This is a genomic window from Pseudomonas sp. XS1P51 (assembly GCF_054897845.1).
In genome coordinates, this window is the sequence record NZ_CM142707.1 from 4029377 (window position 1) to 4046562 (window position 17186).

The 17186-nt window shown below is 53.5% G+C and carries 14 protein-coding genes; 5 read left to right on the top strand and 9 right to left on the bottom strand.

Annotation, left to right across the window (positions count from 1 at the left end):
* Positions 1 to 235 precede the first annotated feature (235 nt).
* The 5 genes from ACYZUD_RS18775 (at position 236) to ACYZUD_RS18795 (ending at position 3709) form a co-directional block, all read left to right on the top strand.
* Entirely contained in the window at positions 236 to 862 is a 627-nt protein-coding gene (locus ACYZUD_RS18775) for a DUF1780 domain-containing protein (RefSeq protein ID WP_007970534.1), read from the top strand.
* Positions 859 to 1386, top strand: a complete 528-nt coding sequence (locus ACYZUD_RS18780) for an MOSC domain-containing protein (RefSeq protein WP_462019627.1) — start codon at positions 859 to 861, stop codon at positions 1384 to 1386. Before ACYZUD_RS18775 ends, ACYZUD_RS18780 begins: the two co-directional genes overlap by 4 nt.
* Positions 1387 to 1454: 68 nt before the next feature.
* Complete coding sequence (locus tag ACYZUD_RS18785; protein WP_096820886.1) at positions 1455 to 1628, top strand: DUF3094 domain-containing protein; 174 nt, start codon at positions 1455 to 1457, stop codon at positions 1626 to 1628.
* Between the two features lie 60 nt (positions 1629 to 1688).
* On the top strand, positions 1689 to 2987 hold the full coding sequence (locus ACYZUD_RS18790; RefSeq protein WP_462019628.1) for an NAD(P)/FAD-dependent oxidoreductase: 1299 nt from the start codon (positions 1689 to 1691) through the stop codon (positions 2985 to 2987).
* Between the two features lie 320 nt (positions 2988 to 3307).
* Positions 3308 to 3709 (top strand): HvfA family oxazolone/thioamide-modified RiPP metallophore, encoded by a 402-nt coding sequence (locus ACYZUD_RS18795; RefSeq protein ID WP_462019629.1) that lies wholly within the window; start codon positions 3308 to 3310, stop codon positions 3707 to 3709.
* A gap of 115 nt (positions 3710 to 3824) precedes the next feature.
* On the opposite strand, the gene ACYZUD_RS18800 is transcribed toward ACYZUD_RS18795, so the two are convergent.
* The 9 genes from ACYZUD_RS18800 to ACYZUD_RS18840 form a co-directional block, all read right to left on the bottom strand.
* Positions 3825 to 5822 (bottom strand): polysaccharide biosynthesis protein, encoded by a 1998-nt coding sequence (locus tag ACYZUD_RS18800; RefSeq protein ID WP_462019630.1) that lies wholly within the window; start codon positions 5820 to 5822, stop codon positions 3825 to 3827.
* A 51-nt stretch (positions 5823 to 5873) separates the two neighbouring features.
* Positions 5874 to 6836 carry a UDP-glucose 4-epimerase family protein gene (locus tag ACYZUD_RS18805; protein ID WP_462019631.1) on the bottom strand — a complete coding sequence of 321 codons (963 nt, stop codon included), beginning with the start codon at positions 6834 to 6836 and terminating at the stop codon, positions 5874 to 5876.
* Positions 6837 to 6843: 7 nt separating this feature from the next.
* Positions 6844 to 7971, bottom strand: a complete 1128-nt coding sequence (gene wecB, locus ACYZUD_RS18810) for a non-hydrolyzing UDP-N-acetylglucosamine 2-epimerase (RefSeq protein ID WP_462019632.1) — start codon at positions 7969 to 7971, stop codon at positions 6844 to 6846.
* On the bottom strand, positions 7964 to 8974 hold the full coding sequence (locus ACYZUD_RS18815) for a polysaccharide biosynthesis protein (protein ID WP_462019633.1): 1011 nt from the start codon (positions 8972 to 8974) through the stop codon (positions 7964 to 7966). The genes wecB (ACYZUD_RS18810) and ACYZUD_RS18815 overlap by 8 nt, the downstream gene beginning before the upstream one ends.
* A gap of 18 nt (positions 8975 to 8992) precedes the next feature.
* A complete protein-coding gene (locus tag ACYZUD_RS18820) occupies positions 8993 to 9850 on the bottom strand; it encodes a dTDP-4-dehydrorhamnose reductase family protein (protein WP_462025072.1) in 858 nt (285 codons plus the stop codon).
* 283 nt (positions 9851 to 10133) lie between these two features.
* The gene (locus ACYZUD_RS18825) at positions 10134 to 11342 is read right to left on the bottom strand and encodes a glycosyltransferase family 4 protein (RefSeq protein ID WP_462019634.1); all 1209 of its coding nucleotides are present in this window, start codon (positions 11340 to 11342) and stop codon (positions 10134 to 10136) included.
* 254 nt (positions 11343 to 11596) lie between these two features.
* Positions 11597 to 12880, bottom strand: coding sequence for a glycosyltransferase (locus ACYZUD_RS18830; RefSeq protein WP_462019635.1), 1284 nt, complete (start codon positions 12878 to 12880; stop codon positions 11597 to 11599).
* A 103-nt stretch (positions 12881 to 12983) separates the two neighbouring features.
* Positions 12984 to 14060 carry a non-hydrolyzing UDP-N-acetylglucosamine 2-epimerase gene (gene wecB / locus ACYZUD_RS18835; protein WP_462019636.1) on the bottom strand — a complete coding sequence of 359 codons (1077 nt, stop codon included), beginning with the start codon at positions 14058 to 14060 and terminating at the stop codon, positions 12984 to 12986.
* Positions 14061 to 14301: 241 nt separating this feature from the next.
* Complete coding sequence (locus ACYZUD_RS18840; protein WP_462019637.1) at positions 14302 to 16773, bottom strand: hypothetical protein; 2472 nt, start codon at positions 16771 to 16773, stop codon at positions 14302 to 14304.
* Between the last annotated feature and the right edge of the window lie 413 nt (positions 16774 to 17186).

Here is a 17186-nt window from a genome sequence, read left to right on the forward strand (position 1 = left end):
CTCTTGTTGTTGTTTTTTTAAGAGCGTCGGTAAAGCGGCTAACGTCCCGTAAAGCCGAGGGTAACGATGCCAGGCACGGGGCAATAGCCGCTTTGCGCAGATCGCTATCCGTTTTGTGCAATGCCCTGAACCGGGCGCTGAATGAGGATTGTTGCGGGATTGACGCGACAGTCTTTTGCTCTTCTCCGACAAACTGTCTTCTTTGCGATCGCATTTGAACGCTAAGCTTGGGCCTATGGATGATTCAGATTATTTACGCCTGCTGACCATTGCGGCCGAGCAAGCCAACGCGTTCCTCTCCAATGCCCGCAAATGGGAGCGTGAGCGTTGGGTGTGCCAGCGCCTGCTGCAAGGCCTGAACATTCCCTATCGGGCGGACGAGTTCGCCCCCGCCGGAGAGCCGCCGGACGTGCTGTTTCGTGACGCCAGTTTCGAGGTGTTCTTCGTGCTCGACGAAGGCCGGCGCCTCAACGATGAATGGCGCGACGAGTTGCAACGCCGGCGCAGCGCCTTTTCCCTGAGCCAACTGGTGCGCCGCGAGGCCAAGCCCCGGCGCATTCCGGCCAATGAATTCCTGCTGAGGCTGGCACCGACCTTGCGCAAAAAAGCGCACAACTACAAAGAGCGCGGCATGGACCTTGGCGAGCTGGACATCATTGCGTTCGCCAGCCTCAAGCGCGAAGTGCTCGACCTCAACAGCCATTTCCCGCCGCCAACCGAATACCTGCGCCAGGGTTGGCGTTCGTTGTCGCTGGTCGGTCCGACGTTCGCCCGTGTGCTGTTCGCCCATCCGGATGCACCGGATTTCCTGCGCAGTAACCTGGGTCGCAGCATCGTCTTCGATGTCGGGATCAGCCTGTGAGTCCGTTGCAGGAGCTGATTACCGAAGTGCCGCAACAAGGCCGGGTCCGCTGGATCGGCGTGCGGCCGGAATCACGTTCACAGATGATCGAACTCGATGCGGTGGAGGCGCGGCTTGAAGCCGGCCTGACCGGTGATCACGCGCGTCCCGGTGCACGCAATGCACGGCAGGTGACGCTGATTCAGTGGGAACATCTGGCGGTGATCAATTCGCTGATGGACCGGCCAGAAGATAATCCTGTATTACCTGATGATTTGCGGCGCAACCTCGTTATCAGCGGTATCAATCTGTTCAGCCTCAAGGGTCGCCGCTTCAAAATCGGCCAGGCGATTTTCGAAACCACCGGCTGGTGCCAACCCTGCGCCCGCCTCGAAAACAACCTCGGCCCCGGGACCTTTCAGGCCGTTCGCGGGCATGGCGGAATCACCGCCCGAGTGTTACAAAGTGGAATCATTCGCCTGGACGACACGGTGAGCGTCGAGCCGATTCCTGCCAGCGGCTATGCTCCGTTCAACGCGGGCTAACGTGTTACACAGCAGCTCGCTTGTAGCTTCTACACATTCAGCAACGTCTACCCCTGACGAGGCCCGATATGACCAGCCGCCTGAACCCCGACGACCAGAAGCATGTCGAAGAGTACCTGCAACTGTCCCAGCACCGAGTCGAGCGCCGGCCTTTCCGGCCGTGGATGCTCCTGGTGGTGGTGTTGGCAGTGACCATTGGTCTGGGCCTGTTGAGCCGATTTATCAGTTACCTGACGCTATGAGCTGCCTCGCGCTCGCTCGGGTAATTGCACCGATTTCTTTTAGCCTTGCGAGATATCCCCATGACTCATCGTATTGTCATCGTTGGCGGCGGCGCCGGCGGTCTGGAGTTGGCTACCCGTCTGGGTAAGACTCTGGGCAAGCGCGGCACGGCCCGTGTGATGCTGGTCGACGCGAACCTGACCCACATCTGGAAACCGCTGTTGCACGAAGTGGCGGCCGGTTCCCTGAACTCTTCCGAAGACGAACTCAACTATGTTGCCCAGGCGAAATGGAACCACTTCGAGTTCCAGCTGGGGCGCATGAGCGGGCTTGATCGCGCACAGAAGAAAATCCAGCTGGCCGCCACCTACGACGAAGCCGGCGTGGAACTGGTGCCGGCCCGTGAAGTGGGTTACGACTCGCTGGTGATCGCTGTCGGCAGCACCACCAACGATTTCGGCACTCAGGGCGCGGCGCAGCATTGCCTGTTCCTCGACACCCGCAAACAGGCCGAGCGCTTCCATCAGCAGTTGCTCAACCACTACCTGCGCGCCCATGCGGGGCAGACCGACAAGGTTGAGCAGATCAGCGTCGCCATCGTCGGCGCCGGTGCTACCGGGGTCGAACTGGCCGCCGAGCTGCACAACGCCGCCCATGAACTGGCGGCTTACGGCCTGGACCGGATCAAACCGGAAAACATGCACATCACCCTGATCGAAGCCGGGCCACGGGTGCTGCCGGCCCTGCCGGAGCGTATCGGCGGGCCTGTGCATAAAACCCTGGAGAAACTCGGGGTCAACGTGATGACCAATGCGGCTGTCAGTGAAGTGACCGCCGACAGCCTGATCACCGCCGATGGCCAAGTGATCAACGCCAGCCTGAAAGTCTGGGCGGCCGGGATTCGTGCTCCGGGTTTTCTCAAGGACATCGATGGCCTGGAAACCAACCGCATCAATCAACTGCACGTGCTGCCGACCCTGCAAACCACCCGCGACGAGAACATTTTCGCCTTTGGTGACTGCGCGGCCTGCCCGCAGCCGGGCACTGATCGCAATGTGCCGCCGCGCGCGCAAGCTGCGCATCAACAGGCGTCGTTGCTGGCCAAATCGTTGAAGCTGCGGATCGAAGGCAAGCCTCTGCCGACGTACAAATACACGGACTACGGCTCGCTGATTTCGCTGTCGCGTTTTTCGGCTGTGGGTAACTTGATGGGCAACCTGACCGGCAGCGTGATGCTCGAGGGTTGGCTGGCGCGGATGTTTTATGTGTCGCTATACCGGATGCACCAGATGGCACTGTATGGCGCGTTCCGCACGGCGATGTTGATGTTGGGCAGCAAGATCGGGCGCGGGACGGAGCCGCGGCTGAAGCTGCACTGATACCCATCGACTGTAGGAGCGAGCCTGCTCGCGATAGTGGTCTGACATTCAGTACATCTGCTGGATGTTAATCCCTCATCGCGAGCAGGCTCGCTCCCACATTTGTTCTCCACCAACCTGCAGATCTGTGTCTCACTGTATCTCTCACCCCGATTCCGTCCCTTCCCTTACAAACTCCCCCCTTGCGCGACACAGTAGCGATACACCACGCCCGCTAAATGACCACACCCGAGCAAGGCACCCCGCCTGCACAGGTTATCGCCGCACTTACGTGGCGTCCTTTATCGAACGGTTGTGTCGTGCAACCCAGGAGATGTGAAATGTCCCGTACCCCTACTCCCAGCCAGAACACCATTGGCCTGCTCGGCGCCGTTCTGGCCGGTGGCATGATGTTGTCCGGCTCTGTATTTGCTTCGCAGCCGCTGACCCAGGGCTACCTGCTGGCCTCGGCCGAACAGGTCGTGAAAACCCCTGAAGGCAAATGTGGCGAAGGCAAGTGCGGCGATGAATCGATGGCTCGCACCGACACCGATGGCGACGGCAAGGTATCCCGTGCGGAATTCCTGAAAGTGGCGCCCAAGGCCGACTTCGACAAGATCGACACCAACCATGACGGCCAGATCGATGAACAAGAGGCTTTTGATAACGTGAAAGCCAACTACGAAGCCAATGGCAAAAAAATGCCAAAAGGCTTGTTCGAGCACCTGAAAGACAACAGCTAATCCCCAATAAAAAAGCCCCGCTTCTCGATCGAGAAGCGGGGCTTTTTTCATCCGGCGGACTTACACCTGAAAGCGCTGCACCATGCCCTGCAAGGCATTGGAGCGTGCGTATCAATCAAACGCCGTCGGAATTCCCCGACACCTGACGGTGCTGATGAATCAGATCGACAATCTGGCACTCGGGTGCGTAGCCGTTGACCGTATCGCACAACAGCGCGCGAACCTGCACATAGTCATCCTTCGCGACAGCCTTCAACAGCGTCGAAATCGCCAGCTTGAAGTCCTCCCACGGTAGGTGCTCCTCGTTGGCGCTCATGATCATCGAGTGTTCGGTCGGGGACACGTTGTCACCGATCAACAACTCCTCATAGAGCTTTTCGCCACGGCGCAGCCCGGTGAACTCGATCGCAATGTCCCCGTTGGGGCGCTCTTGACTACGCAGGGAAAGGCCGGACAGGTGAACCATCTTTTCCGCCAGGTCGGCGATCTTCACCGGGAGCCCCATGTCGAGCACGAACACGTCACCACCCTGGCCCATGGAGCCCGCCTGAATTACCAGTTGTGCGGCCTCGGGAATGGTCATGAAATAGCGGGTCATGTTCGGGTGGGTCACCGTAATCGGCCCGCCACTCTTGATTTGCTCGCGAAACAGCGGGATCACCGAACCGGACGAGCCCAGCACATTGCCGAAACGCACCATGGTGAACCGGGTCGTGTTGGCGCAAGGTGCCGTGAAGTGCTCACCCAGCAGCAGAGGATGGGACTCACGGCTGAGAGCCTGGAGTGTCATCTCGGCCAGCCGCTTGGTGCAGCCCATGACATTGGTCGGCCGTACCGCCTTGTCGGTGGAGATCAGCACGAAGTGCTCAACGCCCGCCTGCACGGCCGCCTGCGCGGTCTGCAAAGTCCCAAGGACATTATTCAGCACGCCTTCGGCAACGTTATGTTCGACGATCGGCACATGTTTATAGGCCGCGGCGTGATAGACCGTGTTCACGCTCCAGGTACGCATCACATCCAGCAGACGTTCACTATTGCGAATCGAACCGAGGATCGGCACCAGTTCCAGGTTCAGGCCCTCACTGTGGATCAACCTCTCCAACTCGGTCTGGATGCTGTAGAGATTGAATTCACTGTGTTCGAACAGGATCAGCGCCGTTGGCTTACTGGTGAGAATTTGCCGGCACAACTCCGAACCGATGGAGCCGCCGGCGCCCGTCACCATAACGACCTGGCCGCGGATACAGCGCTCGAAAAGCGCTTGCTGCGCCGCGACAGCGTCTCGCCCGAGCAGGTCGATGATATCGACTTCCTGCAGATCACTGACACTGACCCGGCCACTGGCCAAGTCCATGAAACCCGGGATCGTTCGCACATGCACCGGATAAGACTCAAGCGCTACCAGGATCTCACGGCGCCTGGCGCGCGACGCCGATGGAATGGCCAGCAAAACTTCTGTTGCGCCGGTATCCTCGATCAACTGTTCAATATCCGCAAACGGGTAAACCTTGAGCCCGGCGATCACCCGGTTCGCAACGCCCGCGTCATCATCGATAAAGGCGACCGGACGCATCGCCTTGCCCATGCGCAGTGCTGCCGCCAACTGGTTACCTGCCGCCCCGCCACCATAGATGGCGACCTTGGGAGCGTCATCGTCCTGGCGCAGGAAAGGGACATGCTGCCCGGCGAGAAACCAGTCGCCGAGAAAATACTGGCGCATGAACAAACGCAGGCCCCCGATCATCAACAAACTCAACCACCAGTAATTGATGATCAGCGAACGTGGTACCAGTACGTCAGGGCGGTACAAGTAGACGTAGACCGTCAACAGCAGCGCCGACAAGGTCACGGCCTTGAAGATACTGAGCAGGGCGTCATTGCCGAAATAACGCATCACCGCGCGATATAAGCCGAGGTGGATAAAGATGGGGATTGCGATGACCGGTGCGGCCGCGAACAACCAGGCATAAGCCCCGAAAGGATCCACCGGTCGGTCGATCCCCAGACGCACGACAAACGCCAGCCAGAGCGCAAGCCAGACCAGCACGATGTCAACCAGCAACTGCAAGACGCGCTTGTAGCTACGCGGCAGACTCAATAAACGCTCACGCATTACACGATTTCCCTTCGCTCGACTTTCTGCTTGCAATCCACCCGCTCCCTCTCACACTAGCTGCTCCAGAAAGTCTTTTGCGGTCTTTACCAACGCCCCATCCACGCCGATCGCCGGGGTCCATTCGAGCAACGCTTTGGTTTTCTCGATATCGACCTGCAGCGACCCACAGAGACGCTGGGACAGGGCCTTTTTCCCCAACAATTGCGCGGTGCGGCTCAACAACCACATCGGCACTGGCAACAAGTGCGCCGGCCGGCCCAAAGCCCGGGCCATACGTCGCAGCAGCTCGCTGGTGGACAGGTCCTCATCGTCACTCACCAGGAAAACCTGGTTGGCAGCGGCGGGATGTTGAATGCAGGTCGTAATCAGGTCGACCAGATTGTCCAATGCCACCAGACTGCGCTTGTTGGTAATGGCCCCCAGCGGCAATGGCACGCCTCTATTAAGCCAACCCATCATGCTGCGAAAATTGGCCTTCACCCCAGGGCCATAGACCAGTACCGGACGAATGATCACCACGTCCATCCCGGTTTTCGCCGCCAGGGCCTGCAATGCCTGCTCGGCCTCCAGCTTGGAGACGCCATAGGGATCCAGCGGAGCGGGTTGATCATCTGCCGTATAAGGGCGGCCGGGCAGCGTGCCTTCACCGTTGACCTTGATCGAACTCAGATAGATGAACCGCCGAACCCCGGACTGCGCTGCTTGCTCCGCCAGGCGTAACGTCCCCTGCACATTCGCCCGACGAAAAGCGGCCAGAGGATCGGCCTCGCTCTCGTTCATGACATGCACGCGGGCAGCACAGTGGATCACCACCTCGACGCCCTCAAGCGGCACCTGCCAGTCGGTGTCCGGCTCGAGTCCGGGCACCTGACACGCCTGCAGGCGAGGCGACGGCTGCAGCGGTACCTGTCGATAGACCGAACGCACTGCATACCGAGGGTCATCCAGCAGATGAGCCTGAACCGCAGCCCCGACAAAGCCGCTGGCCCCCGTCAAAAGGACTCGCATCATAGTGAGCTCAAGCCTTGTTCCACACCGTGCGATTGATGTAGTCGGTGTAACTCAGGACCACGCGAACCACCTGCAGCGAAACCGGCCCACCTTGATAGTCCGGCACCAGTGGCACCTTGCGCTGCTCGCGAGAATGCTGGCTGGTGACCACACGCACCGCATCCATCACGGAACCTCGCTTCAGGCCGCTCATGATCAGCGTGCCTTCGTCCATCCCCTCGGGACGCTCATGGGCATTGCGCAGGGTGACGGCAGGCAGGTTCAGCAATGACGCTTCTTCGGTGACAGTGCCGCTGTCGGAAAGCACGCAGAACGCCGACATCTGCAGCTTGATGTAGTCCAGCAGACCGAAAGGTTTGACGAAGCGGATCAACGGATGATCGAGCGATTCCCCCAAGGCTTCCAGGCGCTTGCGCGTACGAGGGTGAGTCGAAACGATCAGTGGAAAACCATAGTGATCGGCCAGGGCCCGCAGGGTGTCCAGCAAATCGCGCAGGTTGTCCGGCGTATCGACGTTTTCCTCGCGGTGGGCACTGACGATAAAGAACTTGTCCTGCTCCAGACCACTGCGTTCCAGTACATCGGACTGCTCGATCTTGGGCATGTAGTAGTCGAGGACTTCCTGCATGTGCGAGCCGGTCTTGATGATCGTTTCAGGGCGAATACCCTCGGCGATCAGATAACGGCGAGCATGTTCGGTCAGCACCATGTTGATGTCACTGAGGTGATCCAACACCTTGCGATTCAGTTCTTCAGGCACCCGCTGATCGAAGCAGCGGTTACCCGCTTCCATATGGAACACCGGGATCTTGCGACGCTTGGCGGCAATCACCGCAAGGCAGGTATTGGTGTCGCCATACAGCAGCAACGCATCAGGCTTTTCCAGCTCGAAGATTTCATCCGACTTGGCGATGACTTCGGCGATGGTCTTGGCGGCCGTATCGCCGGCAGCACCGAGGAAATGATCCGGCTTGCGGATCTCCAGGTCATCGAAGAACACCTGATTGAGTTCGTAATCGTAGTTCTGCCCGGAGTGCACCAGGACATGATCGACCTGGCGATCCAGTTCAGCGATGACCCGGCTCATCTTGATCAGCTCGGGACGTGTGCCGACCAGCGTCATGACCTTAAGCATCAAGTTGCTCCTTGATGTAATCGAGTTTCAGCAACAGCTCCTTGATACCCGGTACATCCAGGCGCTCGGTATTGTGCGAGGTGTAGTCGTCGAACTCGGATATACGCTCCTCGCCCTCGACGAAGTACTTGTTGTAGTTCAGGTCACGGTTATCAGCCGGAACCCGGTAGTAACGCCCCATGTCCTCGGCCTTGGCCATTTCCTCGCGGGAAACCAGCGACTCGTAGAGTTTCTCGCCGTGGCGAGTACCGATTACCTTAACTTCGTTGCTCTTGCCGAACAGTTGCTTGAGCGCTTCGGCCAGGTCGCCGACTGTCGAGGCCGGGGCTTTCTGGACGAACAAATCGCCTTGCTGGCCGTGCTCGAAAGCATGCAGAACCAGATCAACCGAATCTTCAAGCGACATGAGGAAGCGGGTCATTTCCGGGTCGGTCACCGTCAACGCGCCACCCGTGCGAAGTTGGTCAACGAACAACGGAATCACCGAGCCGCGCGAGGCCATGACGTTGCCATAACGGGTCGCACAAATGACCGGGCCATTGGCCGGGATCATGCGCGACTTGGCTACCATCAACTTCTCGGCCATCGCCTTGGAGATGCCCATGGCGTTGATCGGATAGACCGCTTTGTCAGTGCTCAAGACCACAACCCGCTGCACACCGGTGGCGATGGCGGCATTCAGCACGTTCTCGGTGCCCAGCACGTTGGTGCGCACCGCTTCCATCGGATAGAACTCGCAGGACGGAACCTGCTTCAGCGCCGCGGCATGAAAGATGTAATCCACACCGACCATCGCCTGGGACAGACTGTCGTAATCGCGAACATCGCCGATGTAGAACTTGACCTTGTCATTGGCCAAGGCGATACGCATGTCTTCCTGCTTCTTCTCATCACGGCTGAAGATGCGAATCTCGCGCACAGCGGTATTGAGAAAACGCTTGAGGACCGTATGGCCGAAAGAACCGGTGCCACCGGTGATCATCAATACCTTGTCGTCGAACATGTAAACCTTCCGAATTTGTTAGCGAGTGGCGTGCATCAGCTCGATGAGCCGGGACCAGGTTGGGGCTTTGTATCCAGTCGCCTGAGTGAAACGTTCGCTGTTGAGCGAGCGATCGATCACTAATGCAGCGTCTGGGCGGATCTCGATGGACTTGCCATATTGGCTGGCAATCAGGGTCAACAGATCCAGCTTGGCAATCGGCTCTGCGGCGACATGATACAGGCCATTGAGCTCCGGGTGAGGCAGGACGAAGTCTTTCATGACCCGAGCCAGCTCAGCGGTGGGCAACCCGGAGAAAATAGCCTGGGAAAAACCTCGCACACTGCCCTCCTGCGCCAGAAACCAGTCCACCAGCGAGTGATTGGAATTCAACTCGTGACCGATGATCGAGGTTCTCAGGGTGATCGCATTGGGTAGATCGTGCAGTTCGCCGATGTACTTGGACTTGCCGTACAGATCCTCGGCATCCGAAACATCGCTTTCCAGATAGCCGCCTTTACGTCCGGAGAAGACGCAATCGGTGCTGATATGGATCAGACGCGCGCCACTCAAGGTGCAGAGCCGTGCGAGTCGATGCGGCAACATGGCGTTGATCGGCAGCGCTGTCAGCGGATCCTTGGCGTCGGCCAGTTGCTTGATCAGCCCGACGCAGTTGATGACGACGTCTGGACCTACCTTAGCCAAAACCGCCACAAGCGCGTCCTGGTCCAGCACATCGACCCCCGTCAAAACTCGCTTGCAATCGGATGCAGGAAAATGCTTGAGCGTCGCGGAAGTACGCAAAGTCCCCCACACCTCATGCTGAGAATCTTGGCTGAATGCTTTGAATACAGCGCTACCAAGCATTCCGGTAATACCCAACACTAATATCTTCATTATGCCAATCAGATCCAAACCTTGAATTAATCCAGCTCACTGCGTGCTGGGGCCACCGTTTTGATTTGACAGAATCGCTCACCAATGTATTAGCACAAAAAACTGACGCCCCCAGAAAAAACAACTCCAGAGGGTCATATTGTCCGGCAGCAGACGAAAATTAGCACTCATCTCAAAATAATCAGCAAACGAAAGTAGCTAAACGCCCATCGCTATTACACACCCGACAAAAGATACGAAAGTCGGTCCCACACCTGAGCGCTGGCGGACTGAAGTACAAGAATCAGCCCTGCAGCAACTCAACCAGACGACGGGTTTGCCGCCCCATTTCAAAATGCTGATCAAAATAGTTACGACCGGAGCGCCCCATTACCTCTCTCTCGACGTCACTGAGCCCTTGCATCTTGCGAATGGTGGAAACCAGCGGAAGTACCTGCTCTGCAGGAGAGGATAGGCCCGCACCAGCCTCCTGAACGATTCGAGCCCCCTCACCGTTCAAGCACGCAATGATAGGCCTTCCAGCAGCCAGGTAAGACTGGATCTTGCTTGGAATGGTCTGGGAGAAAATGCTCTCATCATTAAGGGAAACCAATAACGCTGAGGAGCGCGCGAAAATTTCCGGCATTGCTTCAACAGGAAAGCGGCCAGGTAGAATCAGGTTTTCCAGTCCGTGTACCTGCTTCTGCTCCTTGAGCCACTCCAATCGGCTACCACTGCCAACCAGCACCAGATAAACATTGTCATCACGGAGCTCTATTGCAGCCTGCAGAAGCGTGCCCAGCGCCTGGGCAGTCCCGAGATTGCCGGCAAAAACGACACAGAAATTACGCTCCAGAATCACAGACAAATCATGAGGAATCGGCACCGCGACCTTGGGTGCTTGGACGTCTACAGAGTTGGGGTAGTAGACAATTTTACTCCGGGATGCGTAGTTGGCGACAGGTTCAATAAAAGCATGAGACTGAACCAACAGTTGATCGCAGCAGGCATAAATCCCCCTGACCATCCAGCCAACTATCCTTAGCAAATACCGATTCTTTATAAACCCTGTTGCGGAAAGACTCTCAGGCCAAAGATCCTGTACCCACAAGGCAAGAGGCGCCTTTTTCAGCCACTTGAGCGCAATCGCAGGAATAGCCTGGGTGATAGGGGACGGGGCAAAAATCAGGATGGCGTCGAACTTTTTCTTTCGCAGCAACCAAGGAAAAAAGAACAAACCACTAAAAACAAATGAAAGATAGTTAAGAGCCATGTTTTTTGCGCCGCCGTCACCTCGCGGCCATAAAGGTACTCTAACAACATCAACTTCCCCAATGTAACGCTCACGCTGACACCCCCAAGCGCGATACCCCGGAAATATCTTCCCATCCGGATAATTTGGTTTACCTGTAGCAACTACGACCTCATGCCCTTGAACTACAAGTGTTCGCACTACATCACTGATAATGAAATTTTCAGGACTAAAGTATTGGGAAAAAATTAATAGCTTCAAAAAATTCACATTCTATTGATTGAAATGAGTGCCTGGGTTTTAGAGCTCTACCTCAGAAATACGCTCACATTTTGACAGTGACTGTTATCCCCTGCAAGGTGTAGGCCTGACCATCCCCAACCATGACAAGAGGTGACGACGCTACATGGTGGTGCTAGCCACACTGTCAAAGCGGTGCATGAACTGCCTTTCCACACACCACTTATGCCGCCCCACCACATCCTGTGAATAGGCGTAGGACTTTTTCTACATGACTACTCGCCTTTGTCAAACGAGCGGATCAGGCCGGCATACTGAAGAGCTTGAGCCTGACGAGATAATCCTTGAGAAAATTCCGAGAAAACGTCTTCTTTACGAATGTAAAAATCTGAACGGTTTAGAACATCCAGAAAAATCTCTTCTGTATCCCCGACAACATTCCCCTCACTTGCGCGACGCAATAGAGAGCCCGCCAAGGTCTCAGCTGATATATCAGCTAAAACGGGCCGCCCGGCTCCTATATACTCGAACAATTTTGTCGTCAATATACCTTGCGCACTTAAAGATGCCTTCGATGACGTTTCAGCAAATAGAAGATAATCCGACTCGACCATTAACTGCAGAGAACTCAGGTAAGGCACCCCTAAATTAAAACAAAAAGCCGACAAAATAGATGGATAACCCCTAGTTATCGCCTCTCTCACAAGATCTGAACCACCATAATATTCAACACTAATACTTTCGAAACGCGACGGGTTTTCTTCCTTCAAACGAACCAGAGCTCTCATGAAGTTATACGGTATCCTCCCAGGATAGACGAAACCCATGTAACGAATCCTGACTTTTTCTGGCGATTGCTCTACAGCTCTTGAGCGAGCGACCTCAAGGACTTGGTGATCGTAACCATTCATGATTACCGACACCTCAGGCTTCATCGCCTTATAGTAAGACGCCATCGGCTCCGAAATTGTAACTATGTGATCAGCACTTCGAACCAACCACTGATCAACGCGACGTTCCAGCCATTTGGCGAAAGTACCTCCTGGCATTCCATGACACTCACTGAATTGATCTCTATAATCCAAAACACAAGGAATATTAAATCTCTTCTTGCAAAAAACCGCGGCCAATAGCATGGACCATGGCGGAGAGGATCCTATAACAACATCTGCAGTAGACAGCGCCTGGCGAGCACGCTTGTCGAGCACTGGGCTCAAAAATGAAAAAGCGAAAAGTAGCCTTGGATCTGGTATCTGACCAAAATACCTCTGAACACGATTTTTTAATCGCCGATGCCAAGAAGGTTCTACCACATGCATAGACTCAAAGGAGGCACTGACCTCAATCGACTGGGAGCGCCGACCGAAGGCATTGAGCTCTATAACATTGACACCGCTTGGAAGAGCCTCTGTAAACTTACCATCTGCAGAAGTTTTTTTTGTAGTAATTACCGTAACGGCATGGCCTGCTGCAGCCAAATACTTTGAGATAGCCTCAATTCGCTTCGCACCAGCACTGTTAACCGGTGGAAAATAATGCACAATAAAAACTATTTCCATCTACGGCAGCCATTTCCAAATAGAAACTAGAGGTTTTTTTCGACTCCGCCACTCTAACGAAGCCCCTGAAACCTTGTCAATGACACAACAGGCCGCGGCATCTTTACTTGCCCTGACTCTGAGCCAGCAACCCCTCGACAATCTTAACTGCACAGCGCCCATCGCCATAGATAGACAGATCGAAGCTGAGTTCTCTAACCGTCCTTATCGCCTTTTCAATCAAATCCGGGTTTGCACCTGTAAGCGTATTAAAACCACCCTCAACCAGTTCAACCCACTCGGTTTCGTCTCTCAACGTTACGCAAGATTTCCCATGAAAATAGGCCTCTTTTTGAACTCCACCGGAGTCGGTGGCTATTAACTTGCAGTTCGCCTCTAACCAATTCATTTCAAGGTAGCCTACCGGCTCCACCACATGTATATTCTTCGGGATCTTAATATCTAACTGCCCAAGCTTATTACGAGTACGCGGATGCAATGGTAAAATTATTGAACTGTCAGACCTCTCTAGACCATCAATAATACCCTGCATACGCTCAGCAGAGTCGGTGTTCTCGGCTCGATGCACAGTACAAAGGACAAAGCCATTAATCGTGAGGGAGAGATCATCAAACCAACTTGGTTTACGTGCATGCCCACTATAATAATGAGTAGCATCACACATCACATCACCGACAACACAGATTTTACTTTGAGATATCCCTTCCCCCTGCAAATTCTGAAGCGCTGCTACCGTCGGCACAAACAACTTGGTCGACAGATGATCTGTCAGGACCCGATTGATCTCTTCCGGCATGCGTCTATTGAATGATCGAAGCCCTGCCTCAACATGAGCAACGGGTATATGTAGCTTTGCAGCCGCCAAAGCCCCTGCCAATGTGCTATCAGTATCACCATATACCAGGACCCAGTCAGGCTTGACCTTCAACATCAAACCTTCAAGCTTTTCAAGCATCCGCCCAGTATTTTCACCATGGCTACCGCCACCAACACCGAGATTGTAATCAGGGCGAGGAATATTCAGCTCTTCAAAGAAAATGTCCGACATATTGGCATCATAATGTTGGCCTGTATGTACTAGAATCTCAGTTATCTGCGACGGATACTCAGCAAAAGCCCGGGATACTACAGCAGCCTTGATAAACTGTGGGCGCGCGCCAACAACCGATAATACTTTCACACCACTCCCCTCCTAACAGCTAGAAACCAAATATTTCTTAAAATCATTTGGTACCTGGATAACTTACGGAAACCTTGCCAGAAAAATTTTATGGAGCGCACCTGGCCCAAAAATCCACCTAAAAACGGCCCAAACATAAAATCTTACGCCTGCCAACAGAGAAAGTCACTCGACTTGTAAGACGCGACATCTCACCAGCGCGAAAGCAATCCGGAGAGTACGCTCGCAGGCGGATATAGGGTCATTGAGCACTAGTGTTTTCACCTCTAAAATTGATAAAAATAGACAGTAGAACGCCCCAGAGGAAAAAAGTCATAATTCCCGGATAGGGTTGCCGCATACCTACTTTCAACATATTGTCGGCGAACAATAGAAATAGCACAACGCCCGTCACGCCAAATACTTGGGGAGAAGCGCAGATTCTGGAAATATTGCGTATCAAACGGTGGACAGTAAAGACTACCAATCCTAGCAGAGGCAAGGCCGCCAAAAACCCAAAATTATAGATAAAATCAAGATAGTAATTATGTGCGCTAGGGAATTCCTTTCTATCTGGCGCAGCGACATGCCCCAACCAAAATGAACTAACGTTATCGAATATACCAGACAGGTAAAACTTCCAGTACACCCACCGTTCCGTTCGATTATTAAGCCCTTCCAGCGACACTCTACTACCCAGCAAATCAAACCCCAGTTTCTTGGCGAGAAACTCAGGATCCACCAAAAAAACGATCCCCACAAACATACTAAAAAAAACAACCAAAGCTACGAGCATTCCGTAGCGGACGTTTTCCCGAAAAAATAAATTACGCAATAAATAAGCAAGTGTTCCGACCACCATCAAGCCACAAGCCAGTAATGAGACCGAAAATGATACATAAAGCCCCATAATTCCGGATAACAAAACAAGGCCAGGACGATACGCTGACGCCTCCTCACTCAGAGAAAATAAAGCGATCATGAAACCACCAGCAAAAATGACTGGAACATACTGTAAGTGCTGATATATACCAAACACATAAACCGATGGTGAAAGAAAGGCAAGACCTTTGCTAAAGGTCGATAAAATCTCCAACGGCACGACAACCAACAATATAAAGAACATAACCCTGGACATACAAAGAACAGACCCCCTCCTCAACCCAAATTGCTGTCCGAGCACCAGTGCAAATAACGGGAGAATATACTGAACAAGTAAAACCAGCTTTAACTGAACCTCAGCATCATGAATTTTCGCCAACAATAAACTTGTAAACAACATCCCCAAGAACAGAAAAAACACGACAATCAGTGTTAGCCGAGCCTTCGAATATCCTCCCAACAAAATAATGCCGGCATAGCATGCCAGCACCGATACTGGAATTGGCAACAGCGCTAGCTTTCCGCCGCTTGAAAAGTAATCATCACCTTGATAAATCCCTCCGGACAATTGAAAGAACAAAGGGAAAAACAATAAAAAAACCACCCCCAGCAGCATCCATCGCTCCGTCGGAGCGGATTCTTTATAGTTCAAAATCCCACCTCTTTCACTAAAATAGAACACCCATGACAGTATCGCACTGAGCAGATAAAGCACGACCAAGGAGGAGACACCCAAGCCGTAATAGAGAAATGGGATACAGCCAACCAGCAATATATTGGCCAGCAGATCGGAGCCAAAAACATCCTGCCCCTCACCCAGTTGCAAAAGCCGCAATCTTACCTCTTGAGCTTTTACCATAATAGCCCCGCCCATAAGCGAGCAGCCCACGGCATACCAGAACAAAATATCCTTTCCAGCCCACAACAGCGCTCCCGGCCGCAGCAATGCAACCCCTAGGATCAACAGGCCAACCCCTAACGAAAGTCCGACTGTTAAATTAACTAAACGAAAAATTATATGGCCAGAACCTTTTGAATACTTCTGGCTGTGTACCAACGTCGGTCCCAGCGCTTGGGAGAACACTGCTCCTAGAATACCGCCGATAGCAAAAGCTGAGAAAAGATCACCCGCGACTTGTCTTCCAGCCAACAGAACGATAAAGAGCCTGAAGACATAAACTGAAACACCAATCACCGCAGTCGATCCAAAGTGAGGCAACAGAAACGTCAAGCGCGGATGTTTGCTGGGAGGTTTTTTGAACGCCGCTGCAAACATACTCAAACGAATGCACCAGCAGAGCGGCGATACGGCCCATATAGCTACTACCCAGTAACCAACGGAAGTTTCAAGAGAGAGCGCCACCAACACTAAAATACTGCTAAGCCCTTGAGTTAAAAAAGAACGTAGTGCCTGCTCGGGGCGATGCTCATGCTCCTGCTCACAAAGAAAAATTTCTGCTAGCCACTCGCATGCACGACGCGCAACCAACAGTAGAACCATCAACCAATCCGATGCGACCAAGCCAATGCTTAGCATAAATGCCAGCACACAGAGCGGAAGCACTAAAAAACAGCGTAATCGTAATAAATATGCGCTGTCTACTTGCTTATGCCTACTCAGGATAAGGCTCCGGGCATTTCCGGAAAATGAGTAAAAAAGTGCCACTGTTGCACCATGAACAATACCAAAATCAGCAGCCAGCTCTGGCCTGCCAAACAGGCTCAAACCAATCATTACCAGCATCATGGAAAATGTATTCGCCATAAAGGCAGCTGGAAAAATAAATATTTTACTCATTGTTTTTATGCTCAAACCACCGACCCCATTAAACATCAAAAACCAACTTGGCACTCAAATCCTACTCACCAGCCTGACCAACCAACACGTTGCTTTTTAAGAATCACTACATATCCTGATAAAATAACATTAAATATCAATATGCTATCCATCAGATAAAATTTCCCATACTTTAATACGACACCTTACCCCTTCCTCACTAAAACCTCACTCATACTAAACCTGAACCAACCTCCCTCTCCACTGCCCCTACATCTTGCGAAACAACATATTTCATGATGTCACAATAGTTGCAAGTTCATCACTCCCTCGTATCTGAGGGGCTATTGAGTCTTGGTCCTTCCTGATATCGGTTTGATATCTAATCCTGCTGATCCGTCAGTGCTGGAAATATCCTGCACAGAGAATAAATTGACGGTGACCTGGTACACATAACCCTGAATTTTCGTACAGATATGACCAAGGTC

What these genes read in the sequence shown, in the direction of transcription:
- ACYZUD_RS18805 (WP_462019631.1), bottom strand. Translation starts at nt 6,836, where the DNA reads ATGATGCGAGTCCTTTTGACGGGGGCCAGCGGCTTTGTCGGGGCTGCG.
- ACYZUD_RS18790 (WP_462019628.1), top strand. Translation starts at nt 1,689, where the DNA reads ATGACTCATCGTATTGTCATCGTTGGCGGCGGCGCCGGCGGTCTGGAG.
- ACYZUD_RS18820 (WP_462025072.1), bottom strand. Translation starts at nt 9,850, where the DNA reads ATGAAGATATTAGTGTTGGGTATTACCGGAATGCTTGGTAGCGCTGTA.
- wecB (WP_462019632.1), bottom strand. Translation starts at nt 7,971, where the DNA reads ATGCTTAAGGTCATGACGCTGGTCGGCACACGTCCCGAGCTGATCAAG.
- ACYZUD_RS18795 (WP_462019629.1), top strand. Translation starts at nt 3,308, where the DNA reads ATGTCCCGTACCCCTACTCCCAGCCAGAACACCATTGGCCTGCTCGGC.
- ACYZUD_RS18785 (WP_096820886.1), top strand. Translation starts at nt 1,455, where the DNA reads ATGACCAGCCGCCTGAACCCCGACGACCAGAAGCATGTCGAAGAGTAC.
- ACYZUD_RS18775 (WP_007970534.1), top strand. Translation starts at nt 236, where the DNA reads ATGGATGATTCAGATTATTTACGCCTGCTGACCATTGCGGCCGAGCAA.
- ACYZUD_RS18800 (WP_462019630.1), bottom strand. Translation starts at nt 5,822, where the DNA reads ATGCGTGAGCGTTTATTGAGTCTGCCGCGTAGCTACAAGCGCGTCTTG.
- ACYZUD_RS18830 (WP_462019635.1), bottom strand. Translation starts at nt 12,880, where the DNA reads ATGGAAATAGTTTTTATTGTGCATTATTTTCCACCGGTTAACAGTGCT.
- ACYZUD_RS18815 (WP_462019633.1), bottom strand. Translation starts at nt 8,974, where the DNA reads ATGTTCGACGACAAGGTATTGATGATCACCGGTGGCACCGGTTCTTTC.